Here is a 14,990-nt window from a genome sequence, read left to right as displayed (position 1 = left end):
CAACCACCGTAGACGCGGGTTCCCAAGCCCGGCCGCAACGCACAGTCGCGCAACGACACAACGCGTCACGGACCCGTTGCATGACGTAAGAATTCGGCACCGGGAGTTCCCCGGCCATGGCCGTTAGGCTCGGTTGATGGCAAACCAGGAAAATTTGATGGACGTCAGATCCGCGTACGACACAGTGGCCGAGACCTATTCAGCGGTTATCCCGGATACCAGTTTCGAGGCCCCGCTGGATATGGCCATGATGGACCACTTCATCGCCCACATGCGCGGCACGGCGGACCGGACGGTGATCGACGTCGGATGCGGTGCCGGACGAATGAGCAGTTATCTCGGCCAGGCGGGGCTGAACGTCAGCGGAGTCGACCTGTCGCCCGAAATGGTCCGGATCGCGCAACAACTGCATCCCGGGCTGTCGTTCGAGCTGGGAGAGCTGACGGACCTGCCCCAAGCGGACGCAGCTGCGGACGGCGTCCTCGCCTGGTATTCGATCATCCACTCTCCCCCGACGGCGCTGCCGGCGATCGCGCGCGAGTTCTGGAGGGCGCTCCGCCCTGGCGGTTCGGCGCTCGTCGCCTTCCACGCCGGCAGCGGCCACCGCACGATTGACCGTGCCTACGGACACGACGTCCAGCTCCGGGCGGAACTGCACGCACCCGAAGAGGTGGCGCTCCGGTTCACCGAACAAGGCTTTGTGATGCGCGCCCAGTTGGTGCGTTCACCGAGGGCCAAGGAAAAACATCCACAGGCCGCCATCCTCGTCGACAAACCCTTCGTGTCTTCAACACTTAGTCCCTCATAGCGGACGTTGGCGTGTTCGCAGGGTCGAACCAGCGGTGAACTGCTCTTCACGGGAGTAGTCGAGATAGTGCTTGAGGGACGGATCGCCGGTTCCCGGCATGGCTCCGGCCGCTGCCGCCTTCAGAAGCCAGTCCACCTGATGCGGGATGGTCTGAGCGTATGTCCCAACAGGTTCATAGGCGAGGTCAAGGGAGGCCTTGGTGCTCAGTACCAGCGGAGGCCGGAAATCCCACGGATGGTCACCGAGGCCCGTGGGTGCGCTGTCATCCAGAAGCACCTCTTCCCAGTGGTGGCCCAGGTAGCGGGCAATTGCTGCGGCGATCTGCCGGGCATTCGGCGCATCTGGATCGGCGCAGTTGAGGATTCGTGCCGCGGGCACGGCGGCAACCCGTTCCACGAGGGCCGCCGTGTTCACCGCTGCCGTCGTGTGGTCCGCGCCCTGCCCAGCATGGGCCAGGAACACGGCCCGGCGCCGGTCGAGCACCCGTTTGACGAACATCCATTCCCGGGGCAGGGCCGCGCCCTCACCATGTACCTTGGACGCCCGGATCACCGTCACGGGATGGCCGCTGCCCAGGAGGGTGTTCTCTGCAGCCACCTTGTTGGCGCCATAGCCTTCCCGGGATTGGTAGTCCCCGGTTCCCGGCCGCATGGTCGGATTGTTCTCGAGGATCGGCGCATCAAAGCGGGGCGCTACCTCGGAATTGACGTGGTTGCCGGCGGCGTCAACGTACACAGCCTTGCTCGAGAGCATGACGGCAGAGGTCACCGCGGCCAGGTGCGGCAGGAGTTGCCGGGCGTCGGCCTCGGTGTAGCACACCGCGTCCACGAGGAGATCGGCACCACCGGCCATCACCCCGGCCAGTGCGGCGTCGTCACGACGTTCGGCGGCGATAAATCGGGCACCGGCGGCAGCCAGGTCAGCAGGCATCTTGGTCCGGTCCCGGCCCGTCACGTCCACGGCCCAGCCGGCACGGATCAGCCGCCACGCAATCGCGCGGCCGAGAACGCCAGTGCCTCCAAGGATCACAGCCCGTTTCATTTGTCCGACTCTAACGGACGGGTGCGTCAGGCGAAGGCGATGCCGGGACCAAGAAGCCTCGGGTATTTCCACTCCTTGGAGAGCGCGGGAACCGCGGCGGCCGTGCGGGGAAGCCGGACGACGAGCCGGTCACCGAGCGTGAGCATGACGTTGTCCGTCCCGCTGGATGACACCGGCTTCAGCGGGAGCCCGGCCCACCCCGGAAACTGATCCGCGATCATGAGGCCGACCTGGCTTGTGTCGATGTCAGGCTCAGCGTCGTGCAGCTTCTTCGAGGTCGCCCTGCGGACCTTCAGTGGGAGGCGGGCGCCCCGCCAAAGTAGGGTACTTCCATGTTCATCATTCGCGAAGGGCGCCCAGACGATGTGCCCGGCCTCGCGACGCTAAGGGCCACGTGGGCGGCGGAACAGGACCCCGCGCCCATGGACGATCCCACCTTCGACGCCGTCTTCATGGAGTGGATGAATGCCAGTCCCCGAAAGTTCTTTGTGGCCGACTACGGTGGCGAACTCGTCGGGATGCTCAACCTGATGATTTTCGAGCGGATGCCCAAACCCGGAACGGAATCGTCCCGGTGGGTCTATCTGGGCAACGCCTACGTGCTTCCGGAGTTTCGGAACGCCGGAATCGGCGGCCGGCTCGTGGAGGCATCGATCCAGTTCGCGCAAGGCATCAAGGCCGTACGGATGGTGCTTTCCCCTCCGACGCATCACGCGGCTTTTACGCACGGCTTGGTTTCGAACCGGCCGCGGAGTTGAACATTCTCAGGTTTTGACCCACGGCCCCCAGGCCGATGCGCCGGCTCCGGCATGATGGACACATGGAATTGCAGACTGATCGTCTCCTGCTGCGCGAGTACACCCTGGATGATTTCGCAGCGGTACATTCATTCGCTTCCGACTTGAGGATCGCCGAATACGTGGACTGGGGACCGAATACAACCGGCGAAACGCTGGAATTCCTTAAAATGTGCTCGGCGGCGCAACGCGGTTCGAACCGGACAAACTTCACTCTCGCTGTCACTTTTCCCAGGGGCGAACCCTTTGGTTCTGTCGGACTCGGCATTGATCGTGGCCGGGGCGAGCTGGGGTACGTGATTGATGCTGACCACTGGGGGCACGGATATGCCACTGAGGCCGCAGCCGCCCTCCTCAGGTTCGGCCAGGAAACCCTCAGACTGCGGGACATTACCGCAACCTGCAGACCTGAAAACACCGCTTCGGCAAAAGTGCTGGAAAAGATCGGAATGGTCCAGATCGGGTCGCGGAGGGCGGACAAACTCATTCGTGGACAGTGGCGTGATTCTCTCGTCTTTACAGCGGTCGGCACCAGCTGAAAACGCACGCACGGCAGGTGACCTCAGCCGGTGGTCAGCGTGGCACCTGCCCGGCTAAATGTCGGAGCGGACCATCCGTATTTCAGGTAGTTCCTCCCACTCGGGTGAAAGCAACTTACGCGTCCCATCGGGCTGAAAACCGTTCTTGACGTAAAAGGCCTGAGCGCGCACGTTGGCCTCAAGGACCCACAGGTAGGCGGGTAAATCGCCGAGGGCGGCCTTCAACAGGGCGACACCGAGCCCAGTGCCATGGGTGCGCCTCAGAGTGTAAATGGAGTAAAGCTCAAGTTCGCCGGGCAGGTCATCGTCACGCCCCGTGCCTGCGTCGGCAAATCCAACTATTTCATTGCCCTCGTCCACGGCGATGATTCGCGGCTGGGCGCTGTCCAGATACGGCCGGCGTTTTTCCACGCGCAGCGGCATGCTGGCACGGCGCGCATCGAAGAACGTCGGGGACAAAAGGTGCCCGTAGCATTCCTCATGGGCCAGGGTGTGCATCCTAACCACGGCATCAGCGTCCTCGACCGCGGCCTGGCGGATCTGATATTCCATCGTCCCAGCCTAACTTTGACTTGGGGGCTTCCCAGGGTCATTTTGCAGCCGGCCGGTAGAACGCCGCACCGGGGAGGAAGCGACGCCGTCACCAGCCGCCGCGTGTCGGCGTATGTCCCTTTCGGGCATCGTCGGGCATTGCCATTTCGGCCCGCAGGCCCAGGAGCCGGATCGGACGGTCTGCTTCGATTCCGGCTGCGAGGTCCAACGCCTCCGCGAGGATTTCGTCCCGGTCGAATGTCTCGGGAAGCTTCCTCGCGTGGGTTTTGGTGACGAACGGCGCGTAGCGGACCTTTAGGGTCAGCCCAACCACGGGCCGACCTTCGGCCACAACATCCTCCAGGACGCGCGCTGTCAGCTCCCTCACGGCGTCGTCGACCTGGGCGGGTTCGGTCAGGTCGCGCTGGAAGGTGGTCTCCCGGCTATGCCCGCGGGCAACCCACGGGGTATCGTCCACAACGCTGGCGCCGTCCCCGCGTCCGAGCTCCGCGTACCAAGGTCCCATCCTGGGGCCGAACTCCGGGACCAGGTCCCGGGGGTCGGACGCGGCTAGCTCGGCCACTGTGTTGATGCCGAGTTTGGCCAGCCTGCCCGACACCTTGGTTCCGACGCCCCAGAGCTCCTTGGTGGGCCGACTGCCCATGACGTCGAGCCAGTTCGCGGCAGTGAGACGGAAGACGCCGGCCGGCTTGCCGAAACCGGTGGCGACCTTGGCTCGTACCAGGGTGTCGCCGATGCCCACGCTGCAGTGAAGCTGCGTTCGCTCCAGGACAGCGGCCTGCACCTGCCGGGCGTAGGCTTCCGGATTCTCTGTCTCGGTGCCTACAAAAGCTTCATCCCACCCCAGCACCTGCACTGTGGCGCCGGGCTGCGCGCGCAGGGTAGCCATGACCGTTTCAGACGCCGCGAGGTAAGCCTCCTGATCGACGGGCAGGATCACAGCATCGGGCACTTTCCGGGCCGCAATGCGTAAGGGCATTCCGGAACCCACGCCGAATGCCCTCGCTTCGTAGGATGCCGTCGACACCACGGCGCGTTCCGTGGGGTCGCCCCGACCGCCGACAATGATCGGCTTGCCAGCAAGCTCCGGCCGCCGGAGCACTTCAACCGCCGCGATGAACTGGTCGAGATCGACGTGCAGCACCCATGGGATTCCGCTCACGCCACCAGTGTGCCCTAAACATCCCTAGCAAGCATCGGCCCTCCACCAAGCCTGGCCGGACTCGCCGTCGTCGACGCGCCCTCCCGTGCCCGCTGACCTGGATGCCGAAGTGCTTGGAGACCGGGTGCGAACAGCGTTGGGCGCAAAGGCCGACGATCTGGAAAGTGTCGAACTCCTGGCCCTGACGCCCTGCGCTGACCTCCCCGCAGCGGCGACGAAACGACTCCGCCTCAGCGATGGGCAGGCCAATGCACTGATACGCCTGGTGCTGCGTCCCCTCGCCCGGACCATGACAGACCCGGAGGCGAATCGGATCCGGGACGACGTCTACCTGGCCCTGCACGAGGGGCCCGTCAAGGAACTCATCGCAGGATAGTGCCTGCCGTGCCAGTTCACCATCGGGCTGCTGGCACGGCAGGCATGGAGACGCGGCCGGACCATGTCAGTGCCAGGAACCACAAGCGGACGCCATTAGGTATCAACTTTGTATCGGCCTCATATCGTTCCCGTTGCAGTTCCGGCGCCAGGGCCCAAACCCGGCTGCCGCGCCGCGCCCGTGTGCCATGCTGGAATCCGGCTGTCCCGGGATCGCCGGGCCGGTCTCCGGCCGGTGAGGGATGGGGCGGCCGTCGACGGCCGACGACGGCTACAAACGGATCATCACCCCGGAACGCGGGGCGTACGACGAAGGGACAGCGGCATCAGGAAGCGTGGAGTTCAGCAGCCATCGGCGGGGCGCGTCCGCCGCGTCGCGCTGGCGTTGGCGCTGCCTGCCGTGCTCGTCCTGTCCGGCTGCGTGGCGACGCCGCAGAGCGGCATCACGAATTCCAGCAGCCCATCAGAGCTCATTCCCGCCCCGGCGTCGGGCGCCCCCACCACGAGCGCACCGCTGGAGACTGCCCAGACGTCGAACAAGGCTCCGGTGTATTGGATCGGCCGTGGCAATGACAACGCGTTTCTCTACCGCGAGTTCCGCGACGTTCCGGATCAGGACAATCCCGTCACCCGCGCCCTGCGGGTCATGATGTCGCAGAAGCCATTGGACCCGGATTTTTTCACGCCCTGGCAAAATCCGAAGAAGCTGGCGACCTCGATTTCCGGCAAGAACGTCATCACGGTGGATGTCTCCGCTGATGCCTTCAACAGCAACGTGGATGCGGCCATGGCCGAGCGCGCCATCCAGCAGCTCGTCTACACGGCGACAGCTGCCGCGGCCAGCGCCGGCCTCATCGATGCCGGACAGCAGGTCCAGGTGGTTGTGCTGGTGGACGGTCACACCGACTACGTCGCCTTCAACCATGTCCGCCTGGGCGAGCCGACCTCCCGCAGCGCCGGGATGGTGGCACCAGTGTGGATCATTGATCCGCAGGAGGGCACGTCCGTGGCCGACGGTTCGGTCAAGATCAGCGGCCGCAGCACCGTCCAGGGCGGGAAGCTCCGCTGGGCGATCCTCAAGGTCGACGGCGACGGCGACAACGCCAAGACCGCGTATCTCAACGGCAGCGCCACCGCCTCCGCCGATGCAGCCCGGCCCGGGCTGTTCACCTTGTCCGTGAACCTCGGCCCGGGCAATTACGAGGTCCGGGTGTCCCAGGTGGACGCATCCGACAGCGCCAAGGAAGTATTCCAGGACACCCGCGGGTTCACGGTCAAGTAGCCGTCACCTCAACAAGGCATCACGTCACCTGCGGCGGCGGCTGCCGCAGGTCACCAGCGGCCGAGGATGTCGCTGGCCAGCACAGTGGCGGCGGGCCCGGCCGTGGACGAACGCAGCACATGGTGCCCCAAAAGGGCCGTAACTGCGCCGGCGTCGCAAAGCCGGGTCACCTCCCGCGGGCTGATGCCGCCTTCCGGACCCACGATCAGCAGGACCTCACGGGATCCGGCATCATCTGCCACAACATCGCCGGGCCCAACACTTTCCAGCCAGGCCTCGAGTACCTGCCGCAGCGGGCGCACGGCGTCTTCGTGCAGGATGACGGCGAGGTCTGCCGCCGTTACGGCCGCCTGCAGCCCGGCGCCGTCGACGGCGGCCCGGACCTCGGGAATCCATGCCCGGCGCGCCTGTTTGGCGGCTGCCGTCACCACCGACTGCCACTTGGCATGCGCCTTCGCGGCCCGCTCAGCCTTCCACCGCACAATGGACCGCTCGGCCTGCCAGGGAATGACGGCGTCGATGCCCAACTCGGTCGCGGTCTCGGCCGCCAGTTCATCGCGGTCGCCCTTCGCCAGGGCCTGGACCAGGACCAGCCGTGTTCCTGGCCGTGGTTCCTCAGCCAGGTCCACGCATTCGACGCTCAGCTCCCCGGCAGCGACGGCTGTCACGGTGCCGGTCAGGCGCTTGCCTGCGCCGTCCGCGATGTCGACCGCTTCGCCGACGCCGATCCGTTTGACGGTGACGGCGTGGCGGGCCTCGGTTCCCTCGAGGACGAAGGCCGAGCCGGGGACCTGCTGGTCCAGGGTGCCTGGGGCGGTGAAGAAGACCGGGTTACTCACCGCTACAGGTTACCGAGCCGGTCCCGCAGTTTGGCGAAGACGCCGCCGCTGGCCGCAAGCTTTCCTTCCGTGAGGTGCTCGCCACGGTGCTTGGCCAGCTGGCGGAGAAGTTCCTCCTGGACGTGATCGAGCTTGACCGGTGTTTCCACCTGCAGGTGCACCTTCAGATCGCCGCGGCCGTGGCCGCGCAGGTGCGTGACGCCAAGACCGCGAAGGGTGATGATCTCGCCGGACTGGGTGCCGGCCTTGACGTCGATCTCCTGCTGTCCGTCGAAGGTGTCGAGGGATATTTCGGTGCCGAGGGCGGCCGCCGTCATGGGAATGTTGAGGCTCGCGTGCAGGTCATCGCCCTCGCGCACGTAAGTGGCGTCGTTGTTGACCCTGATCTCCACGTACAGGTCCCCGGCGGGGCCGCCGGCAGGGCCGGCCTCGCCCTGGCCGGACAGCTGGATGCGGGTGCCGGTGGCCACGCCGGCCGGGACCTTGACGGTCAGCGAGCGGCGGCTGCGGATCCGGCCCTGGCCGCTGCATTCGTTGCACGGGTCCTTGATGACGGTGCCGAAGCCCTCGCAAGACCCGCAGGGGGCGGACGTCATGACCTGGCCCAGGATGGACCGCACGGCGCGCTGGACCTGACCGCTGCCGCCACAGATGTCGCAGCGGACCGGGTGGGTGCCCTCCCGGCAGCAGGATCCCTCGCAGGTGGGGCAGATGACGGCCGTGTCGACCTCGAGCTTTTTGTTCACGCCGAACACCGCATCGCGGAGGTCGATCCGGACGCTGATCAGCGCGTCCTGGCCGCGGCGGACCCGGGACGCCGGGCCGCCCTGGCCGCCACCAGCGCCGAAGAAGGTCTCGAAGATGTCCTGGAAGGCGAAGCCCTGGCCCGAGTAGCTGCCGCCGCCGAACCCGTTGTCGGTGCCGTTCTCGTTGCCGGTGGTGTCATAGACCCGGCGCTTCTGCGGATCGGAGAGGACCTCGTAGGCGTGCGTGACGGCCTTGAACCTGTCCGAGGCGTCCTCCCCGGGGTTCACGTCCGGGTGCAGGGTCCGGGCCAGTTTCCGGTAGGCCTTCTTGATCTCCTCCCCCGATGCGTCGCGGGAGACTCCAAGAACGTCGTAGTGGCTGCTCAAAGTGTGTATCTCTTCCTTGTTGTACTGCCTGTGGGGTACTGCCTGTGGGGCACTGCCTGTGGGGCAAGAAGTCGTATTCGGTCCCGGACCCGTCAGGGCCCCAGGATCCTCGAAAGGTAGCGGGCCACCGCTCGGACGGCGGCCATGGTGGTGGGATAGTCCATCCGGGTGGGCCCAAGCACTCCGACCTTGGCCGTGGCGTCCGGCCCGTAGGCGGTGGCCACGACCGAGGCCTCGGCGAGACCGTCGTAGGGGTTTTCCCGGCCGATGCTGACGGTCACGCCGCGCGGGTCTTCGGCCATTTCGCTGAGCAGGCGGAGCATGACCACCTGTTCCTCGAGGGCCTCCAGCACGGGGCCGATGCTGAGCGGGAAGTCCACATTGGAGCGGGCCAGGTTTGCGGTGCCGGCCATGACCATGCGCTCTTCACGGCTGCTCGTGGCCAGGGCCTCAAGGCCGCGGGCCAGCGCCTGGGCTGCTCCGCGCCGCGCGGGCGGGCCACCGGCAACGACGGCGGGCAGCAGCTGCGGCATCAGGCTCAGCGGCGTACCGGAGAGGCTGGCCAGAAAGCTGCTCCGCAATTCCGACAGCGCGTCGTCGGGAATGTCCTGCCCGACGTCGATCACGCGCTGCTCCACCTTGCCCGTGTCAGCGATCAGAACAGCCAGCACTTTCCTGGGCGCCAGCAGCACGAACTCAATGTGCCGCACCCGGGCGCGGCTGAGCAGCGGATACTGCACGACGGCGACCTGGTTGGTCAGGTGCGAGAGGAGCCTCACGGTCCGGTCAAGGATGTCGTCGAGGTCCTCGGATCCTTCCAGCAGCGCCTGGATGGCCCGGCGCTCGGCCTGGGACAACGGCTTCACCGCTGAGATCTGGTCGACGAACAACCGGTAGCCCTTGTCAGTGGGGATCCGGCCTGCACTCGTGTGCGGTGCCGTGATCAGGCCCTCGTCTTCCAGCGCCGCCATGTCATTTCGGATCGTGGCGCTCGAGACGCCGAGATGGTGCCGTTCGACGAGCGCTTTGGAACCAACGGGCTCACGCGAATGGACGTAGTCCTCCACGATGGCGCGCAGCACTTCGAGTTTGCGCGGTTCGCTCACGCTCCACCTCCAATCGACTGTCCCGCAGCCGGTGCCACCCCCGCGTCCGGTCCGGGTCCACAAGTGGTGCACGGACGGCCCGCCGCAGGACAAGGGTTAGCACTCGACATGCCTAAGTGCTAACCAGTCTAATATGAGTCGCCGCGTTGTTAGCATTGGATTCGCTCCAGGCGTGGCCCGCGGGAACGCGATTCCCGTCACGCCGGCGCCGAGACCGTGGCAGACGCTGCCGTTGCCGCGCCGTCGCGGTCCGGTTCCGGCCCCCGGAGAGTTCCACCGACCGCCGTACATTCCGAGTGCAAAGTAAGCGTGAAGAGATGTCGTACCAGAACTGGGGACCCCAGGACCTGTCCGCCCCCGCCAAGACCCAGCTGCCGGAAGTCCCGGTGGAACGCGGGATGGTCCTCGAGGAGGTCCAGTCCGGCTGGGTGGGCGCCGTAACCCGCGTGGAGAAGTCCGGCGGCATGCACGTGGTGGCGCTGGAGGACCGGCGGGGCAAGTCGCGGTCCTTCCGCCTCGGCTTCGGCTTCCTCTTGGACGGCCAGCCCATCCGCCTGATGCCGCCGGCCCCGAAGAAGACGGCACCGGCCGCCGGTGCCGGCCGCACGGCGTCGGGCTCGGTGCGGGTGGCGGGGCAGCGCGCACAGGTGGCCAAGGCCAGCCGCATCTGGGTGGAAGGAAAGCACGACGCCGAGCTGGTGGAGAAGGTCTGGGGCGATGACCTCCGGGTGGAGGGCATCGTCGTCGAGCCCCTGCACGGCATTGACGACCTCGCGGCCGCCGTGGCGGACTTCGGCCCGGGCCCCGGGCGGCGCCTCGGCGTGCTCGTAGACCACTTGGTGGCAGACTCCAAGGAGTCGCGGATCGCCGACGCCGTCATGGCCTCACCGGGCGCCGCAGGCAACGTCCTGATTGTGGGGCACCCCTACGTGGACGTGTGGCAGGCCATCCGGCCCTCGGTCCTGGGGATCGAGCAGTGGCCCGTGATCCCCCGCGGCACGGACTGGAAGACCGGGATCCTGATGGCTTTCGGGTGGCCCCACTCCACGAAGGAGGACATCGGCCTCGGCTGGCAGAAACTCCTAGGGGCTGTCCGCAGCTACGCTGATCTGGAGGCGTCGCTGCTTGGCCGCGTGGAAGAGGTCATTGACTTCCTCACCGTGCCCTAGTCCGCCGCGGCGGCCGCCTCTGATCTCCATTTCCTTGCCCGAGCAAGTATTCTTGAAACGGCGGCCGCGCTTCCAGCGCGGTCCCGGCTATTTCAGGCACAACCCAGGCAGCAACGCATCACCGCAATCCGAAGGGCTACACCGTGGCAGATAACGCACGCGAACACACGGGCAATCAGGCTGGCCATGGCCAGCCCCCGTACCATGGCGTTCCGGCAAACGCGCTGCCGCTGACGGCCAGCGAGGACCGCCAGTGGGCCACGCTCGCGCACTTCGGCGGCATCCTGGGCTGCGTGCCGTCGCTGCTGATCTACCTCATCTTCAAGGACCGCGGCCCGTTCACGGCACAGGAATCCAAGGAAGCCCTCAATTTCACGCTGCCGCCGACCCTGGCCGCGGTGCTGGCCAATCTGCTGGTCTTCATCCCGGTGGTGGGCAACCTCTTCGCCGTGCTCGCCACGGTGATCTGGATCGCCGTGACGTGCTTCTCGGTGGCGGCAGGCATCCACGTCAACCGCGGCCAGCCGCACCGCTACGAATTCAACCTGCGCTGGATCAAATAGCCGGCCCGGACCCAAGCACGAGAGCCGGCCGCCGCCCGTCAGGGGCAGCGGCCGGCTCTGTTTTGTGCGGCAGGGTGTTGTGGCCGCTGATGCGGGCAGCCAAGTCGTGGAAGTTTTGCCGGGCAGACTAGTCCGGCAGGATCCTGCGGACGACGGCGTCGGCCAGCAGCCGGCCCTTAAGGGTGAGAATGAGCCGGCCTTTGAAAGCCGCCGCGGGGTCCACGAGGCCGTCCGCGATCAGCCCCGCCACAGCGTGCCTGCCGGTGTCCCCCAGGCCGCCGAGGCTTGGGATGTCGAGCCCGGAATTGAGCCGGGCCTCGAGCATGACCCGTTCCACGTTGCGGGTTTCAGAGTCCAGCGTTTCGCGTCCGGCGGCGGGTGAGGCGCCGGCGCCGAGGCGGTTGGCGTAGGCGGTGGGGTGCTTGACGTTCCACCAGCGGACACCGCCCACGTGCGAGTGTGCCCCGGGCCCGATGCCCCACCAGTCGTCCCCACGCCAGTAAGCGAGGTTGTGCCGGCAGGCCTGTTCGGGGGTGCGGGACCAGTTGCTGACCTCGTACCAGTTGAGCCCGGCGGCGGAAATCAGTTCGTCGGCGAGTTCGTATTTGGCGGCGTGGTCGTCGTCGTCGATTTCCGGCACTTCGCCACGGCGGATCTGCGCGGCAAGCTTGGTGCCGTCTTCAACGATCAGGGCATAGGCGCTGATGTGGTCGGGGGCGTAGGACAGTGCGGTCTCGAGCGAGTAGCGCCAGTCCTCCAACGACTCCCCCGGCGTCCCGTAAATGAGGTCGAGGCTGACCGAGAGCCCGGCATTACGCGCCCACTGCACCACCTCGGGCACCCGGCTGGGCGTGTGGGTGCGGTCCAGGACCTTCAGGACGTGCGGCACGGCCGACTGCATGCCAAACGAAACGCGGGTGAACCCGGCGTCGGCCAGCAGCTGCAGGGATGCGGGCGTGACGGAATCGGGGTTTGCCTCGGTGGTCACCTCGGCGCCGGGCTGCAGTCCCCAGGCGTCGATCGCGGCGCTGAGTATGCGCGCCAGGTCCTCCGCCGGCAGCAGGGTGGGGGTGCCGCCGCCGAAGAAGACCGTGCTGAGGGGGCGGCCGGGCAGGCCGCTGCCCTTCAGGACCGCGGCGGCGAACTCCACTTCCGCGATCGCGGTGGCGGCGTAGGCGTCCTGGGAGGCCCCGCCACCCAGCTCCGTGGCGGTGTAGGTGTTGAAATCGCAGTACCCGCAGCGGACCGCGCAGAACGGGATGTGCACGTACAGCCCGAATGCGCGCTGATCGGCGCCGTCGCCCGCCTGGGCGGGCAGCAGCCCGTCCGCCGGCGCCGGGTCGCCGAGGGGAAGAACGCTAGGCACGGGCCCGGCCTGCCGATACTGCAGCAACAATCATTACCTGCACCGTTACTTCTTGGCCTTGTCCTTGGACTCGTCCGTTGTCAGCGCGGCGATGAAAGCCTCCTGCGGCACCTCGACGCGGCCCACCATCTTCATGCGCTTCTTGCCTTCCTTCTGCTTTTCCAGCAGCTTGCGCTTTCGGGTGATGTCACCGCCGTAGCACTTGGCAAGGACGTCCTTGCGGATGGCGCGGATGCTTTCGCGGGCGATGATCCTGGAGCCGATGGCGGCCTGGATAGGCACCTCGAACTGCTGGCGCGGGATGAGTTCGCGCAGCTTGCCGGTCATCATCACGCCGTAGGCGTAGGCCTTGTCGCGGTGGGTGATGGCGGAGAACGCATCAACCTGTTCGCCCTGGAGCATGATGTCCACCTTGACCAGGTCGGCCACCTGCTCGCCGTCGGCCTTCCAGTCCAGTGACCCGTAGCCGCGGGTCTTGGATTTGAGGATGTCGAAGAAATCGAAGACGATTTCGGCCAGCGGCAGGCGGTAGCGGATTTCCACCCGGTCCTCGGAGAGGTAGTCCATGCCGCCCATGACGCCGCGCCGGCTCTGGCACAGCTCCATGATGGCGCCGACAAACTCGTTCGGCGCAAGGATGGTGGCGGACACCATCGGCTCACGGACCTCAGCGATCTTGCCGGTGGGGTATTCGCTGGGGTTGGTGACGTGGACGACCTTCTTGTCCTCCAGCGTGACCTCGTATTCCACGTTGGGCGCGGTGGAAATGAGGTCCAGGTTGTATTCGCGTTCGAGCCGCTCGCGGGTGATTTCCAGGTGCAGCAGGCCCAGGAATCCCACCCGGAAGCCGAAGCCCAGCGCGGCGGACGTTTCGGGCTCGTACACCAGTGCGGCGTCGTTGAGCATCAGCTTCTCCAGCGCATCGCGGAGCACCGGATAGTCCGTGCCATCGAGCGGATACAGGCCGGAGAAGACCATCGGCTTGGCGTCAGCGTAGCCGGGGAGGGACTCGGTGGCGGGCTTGGCCAGGTTGGTGACGGTGTCGCCCACCTTGGACAGGCGGACGTCCTTCACACCGGTGATGAGGTAGCCGACCTCGCCGACGCCAAGGCCCTTGGAGGGGGTGGGTTCCGGGGAGCTCACACCAATCTCAAGGAGCTCGTGCGTGGCACGGGTGGACATCATCTGGATGCGTTCACGCGGGTGCAGCATGCCGTCGACGACGCGGACGTAGGTGACCACACCGCGGTAGGTGTCGTAGACCGAGTCGAAGATCATGGCCCGGGCGGGGGCGTTCGGGTCGCCCACCGGTGCCGGCAGGTCGCGGACGATCTTGTCCAGCAGAACCTCGACGCCCATGCCGGTCTTGCCGGAGACGCGGAGCACGTCGTCGGGGTCGCCGCCGATCAGGTTGGCGAGTTCCGCCGCGTATTTCTCGGGCTGGGCTGCCGGGAGGTCGATCTTGTTCAGGACCGGGATGATGGTGAGGTTGTTTTCCATCGCCAGGTAGAGGTTGGCGAGAGTCTGGGCCTCGATGCCCTGGGCCGCGTCCACCAGCAGGATCGCGCCTTCGCAGGCCGCGAGCGAGCGGGAGACCTCGTACGTGAAGTCGACGTGCCCGGGGGTGTCGATCATGTTCAGCGCGTAGCTGGTGCCGTCGAGTTCCCAGGGCATGCGGACGGCCTGGGATTTGATGGTGATGCCGCGTTCGCGCTCAATGTCCATGCGGTCCAGGTACTGGGCCTTCATGTCACGGGACTGGACAACACCGGTGAACTGGAGCATCCGGTCGGCCAGTGTGGATTTGCCGTGGTCAATGTGCGCAATGATGCAGAAGTTCCGGATGATGGCCGGATCTGTTGCGGCGGGCACCGGGGCGGTGCGGGCCATGGGAGACACGCAGGGTCCTTACTGTTGGCATTACGGTTGGCTTTTCCACGGCTCGGTGCGGATGCTCGTATGCCATCCTGCGACGTGGCGCATTTCTGTCCCTATAGTCTCCCACGTCCGGGCCAGTGGCAGTGCATCCCTGCGTTGCGTTGCGGACTCTCCTGGCTTCGGTGGACTCTCGGAGGGATTCCGCCCGCGGATCTGGCCTCGGCTCGGCTGCGGTTGGCCCCCGGATCTGGCTGCGTGCTGCGCCGTGCCTGGGTCCGCCCCTGCCTGGCCGCCAGCCGACTGCGGCCACCCTCTGCCCCACCTCTCCCCCGCTCTTTCCCTGCCCCGGTTCTCTGCAGGGGTTGCCGGTATGGTTTCCC

At 66.5% G+C, this 14,990-nt stretch carries 16 protein-coding genes; 7 read left to right on the top strand and 9 right to left on the bottom strand.

Annotated features, from left to right (window positions below; translation table 11 throughout):
- The first annotated feature begins 136 nt into the window (after nucleotides 1–136).
- Nucleotides 137–808, top strand: coding sequence for a class I SAM-dependent DNA methyltransferase (locus tag AC1DFR_RS00345; RefSeq protein ID WP_476849265.1), 672 nt, complete (start codon nucleotides 137–139; stop codon nucleotides 806–808).
- On the opposite strand, the gene AC1DFR_RS00340 is transcribed toward AC1DFR_RS00345, so the two are convergent.
- Both AC1DFR_RS00340 and AC1DFR_RS00335 read right to left on the bottom strand, forming a co-directional pair.
- Entirely contained in the window at nucleotides 803–1,849 is a 1,047-nt protein-coding gene (locus AC1DFR_RS00340; RefSeq protein ID WP_476872444.1) for an NAD-dependent epimerase/dehydratase family protein, read from the bottom strand. The two genes, AC1DFR_RS00345 and AC1DFR_RS00340, sit on opposite strands and share 6 nt — an antisense overlap.
- A gap of 26 nt (nucleotides 1,850–1,875) precedes the next feature.
- Entirely contained in the window at nucleotides 1,876–2,070 is a 195-nt protein-coding gene (locus tag AC1DFR_RS00335) for a hypothetical protein (protein WP_476872443.1), read from the bottom strand.
- Nucleotides 2,071–2,181: 111 nt separating this feature from the next.
- On the opposite strand from AC1DFR_RS00335, the gene AC1DFR_RS00330 reads away from it, so the two are divergent.
- Both AC1DFR_RS00330 and AC1DFR_RS00325 read left to right on the top strand, forming a co-directional pair.
- The gene (locus AC1DFR_RS00330; RefSeq protein ID WP_476872442.1) at nucleotides 2,182–2,607 is read left to right on the top strand and encodes a GNAT family N-acetyltransferase; all 426 of its coding nucleotides are present in this window, start codon (nucleotides 2,182–2,184) and stop codon (nucleotides 2,605–2,607) included.
- A gap of 62 nt (nucleotides 2,608–2,669) precedes the next feature.
- On the top strand, nucleotides 2,670–3,185 hold the full coding sequence (locus AC1DFR_RS00325) for a GNAT family N-acetyltransferase (RefSeq protein WP_476872441.1): 516 nt from the start codon (nucleotides 2,670–2,672) through the stop codon (nucleotides 3,183–3,185).
- 54 nt (nucleotides 3,186–3,239) lie between these two features.
- On the opposite strand, the gene AC1DFR_RS00320 is transcribed toward AC1DFR_RS00325, so the two are convergent.
- Together AC1DFR_RS00320 and AC1DFR_RS00315 are read right to left on the bottom strand one after the other, a co-directional pair.
- Entirely contained in the window at nucleotides 3,240–3,737 is a 498-nt protein-coding gene (locus tag AC1DFR_RS00320) for an N-acetyltransferase family protein (RefSeq protein WP_476872440.1), read from the bottom strand.
- An 88-nt stretch (nucleotides 3,738–3,825) separates the two neighbouring features.
- The gene (locus AC1DFR_RS00315; RefSeq protein ID WP_476849270.1) at nucleotides 3,826–4,899 is read right to left on the bottom strand and encodes a DNA polymerase IV; all 1,074 of its coding nucleotides are present in this window, start codon (nucleotides 4,897–4,899) and stop codon (nucleotides 3,826–3,828) included.
- 124 nt (nucleotides 4,900–5,023) lie between these two features.
- Here AC1DFR_RS00315 and AC1DFR_RS00310 point away from each other — a divergent pair, with 124 nt between their 5' ends.
- Both AC1DFR_RS00310 and AC1DFR_RS00305 read left to right on the top strand, forming a co-directional pair.
- Nucleotides 5,024–5,275, top strand: coding sequence for a hypothetical protein (locus AC1DFR_RS00310; RefSeq protein ID WP_476872439.1), 252 nt, complete (start codon nucleotides 5,024–5,026; stop codon nucleotides 5,273–5,275).
- 399 nt (nucleotides 5,276–5,674) lie between these two features.
- Nucleotides 5,675–6,556 carry a GerMN domain-containing protein gene (locus AC1DFR_RS00305; protein ID WP_253906772.1) on the top strand — a complete coding sequence of 294 codons (882 nt, stop codon included), beginning with the start codon at nucleotides 5,675–5,677 and terminating at the stop codon, nucleotides 6,554–6,556.
- Between the two features lie 50 nt (nucleotides 6,557–6,606).
- Here the strand turns inward: AC1DFR_RS00305 and AC1DFR_RS00300 are convergent, their stop codons facing one another.
- From AC1DFR_RS00300 to hrcA, 3 genes are all read right to left on the bottom strand, one after another.
- Nucleotides 6,607–7,395 (bottom strand): 16S rRNA (uracil(1498)-N(3))-methyltransferase, encoded by a 789-nt coding sequence (locus AC1DFR_RS00300; protein ID WP_476849273.1) that lies wholly within the window; start codon nucleotides 7,393–7,395, stop codon nucleotides 6,607–6,609.
- 2 nt (nucleotides 7,396–7,397) lie between these two features.
- Complete coding sequence (dnaJ, locus tag AC1DFR_RS00295; protein WP_028276700.1) at nucleotides 7,398–8,528, bottom strand: molecular chaperone DnaJ; 1,131 nt, start codon at nucleotides 8,526–8,528, stop codon at nucleotides 7,398–7,400.
- Between the two features lie 92 nt (nucleotides 8,529–8,620).
- Nucleotides 8,621–9,634, bottom strand: coding sequence for a heat-inducible transcriptional repressor HrcA (gene hrcA / locus AC1DFR_RS00290; protein ID WP_476849274.1), 1,014 nt, complete (start codon nucleotides 9,632–9,634; stop codon nucleotides 8,621–8,623).
- Between the two features lie 317 nt (nucleotides 9,635–9,951).
- Here hrcA and AC1DFR_RS00285 point away from each other — a divergent pair, with 317 nt between their 5' ends.
- Nucleotides 9,952–10,803, top strand: coding sequence for a DUF3097 domain-containing protein (locus AC1DFR_RS00285; protein ID WP_476872438.1), 852 nt, complete (start codon nucleotides 9,952–9,954; stop codon nucleotides 10,801–10,803).
- A 143-nt stretch (nucleotides 10,804–10,946) separates the two neighbouring features.
- Nucleotides 10,947–11,366 (top strand): DUF4870 domain-containing protein, encoded by a 420-nt coding sequence (locus tag AC1DFR_RS00280; protein WP_026537291.1) that lies wholly within the window; start codon nucleotides 10,947–10,949, stop codon nucleotides 11,364–11,366.
- Nucleotides 11,367–11,493: 127 nt separating this feature from the next.
- Here the strand turns inward: AC1DFR_RS00280 and hemW are convergent, their stop codons facing one another.
- The gene (gene hemW / locus AC1DFR_RS00275) at nucleotides 11,494–12,732 is read right to left on the bottom strand and encodes a radical SAM family heme chaperone HemW (protein WP_476872437.1); all 1,239 of its coding nucleotides are present in this window, start codon (nucleotides 12,730–12,732) and stop codon (nucleotides 11,494–11,496) included.
- A gap of 45 nt (nucleotides 12,733–12,777) precedes the next feature.
- Nucleotides 12,778–14,631 (bottom strand): translation elongation factor 4, encoded by a 1,854-nt coding sequence (gene lepA, locus AC1DFR_RS00270; RefSeq protein WP_026266375.1) that lies wholly within the window; start codon nucleotides 14,629–14,631, stop codon nucleotides 12,778–12,780.
- Between the last annotated feature and the right edge of the window lie 359 nt (nucleotides 14,632–14,990).

It is taken from the genome of Arthrobacter sp. 05T410, from assembly GCF_056396505.1.
The sequence above is the reverse complement of the archived record's forward strand: the minus strand, read 5'-3'. Positions and strand labels throughout refer to the sequence as shown.

What these genes read in the sequence shown, in the direction of transcription:
- AC1DFR_RS00345 (WP_476849265.1), top strand. Translation starts at nt 137, where the DNA reads ATGGCAAACCAGGAAAATTTGATGGACGTCAGATCCGCGTACGACACA.
- AC1DFR_RS00340 (WP_476872444.1), bottom strand. Translation starts at nt 1,849, where the DNA reads ATGAAACGGGCTGTGATCCTTGGAGGCACTGGCGTTCTCGGCCGCGCG.
- AC1DFR_RS00335 (WP_476872443.1), bottom strand. Translation starts at nt 2,070, where the DNA reads ATGATCGCGGATCAGTTTCCGGGGTGGGCCGGGCTCCCGCTGAAGCCG.
- AC1DFR_RS00330 (WP_476872442.1), top strand. Translation starts at nt 2,182, where the DNA reads ATGTTCATCATTCGCGAAGGGCGCCCAGACGATGTGCCCGGCCTCGCG.
- AC1DFR_RS00325 (WP_476872441.1), top strand. Translation starts at nt 2,670, where the DNA reads ATGGAATTGCAGACTGATCGTCTCCTGCTGCGCGAGTACACCCTGGAT.
- AC1DFR_RS00320 (WP_476872440.1), bottom strand. Translation starts at nt 3,737, where the DNA reads ATGGAATATCAGATCCGCCAGGCCGCGGTCGAGGACGCTGATGCCGTG.
- AC1DFR_RS00285 (WP_476872438.1), top strand. Translation starts at nt 9,952, where the DNA reads ATGTCGTACCAGAACTGGGGACCCCAGGACCTGTCCGCCCCCGCCAAG.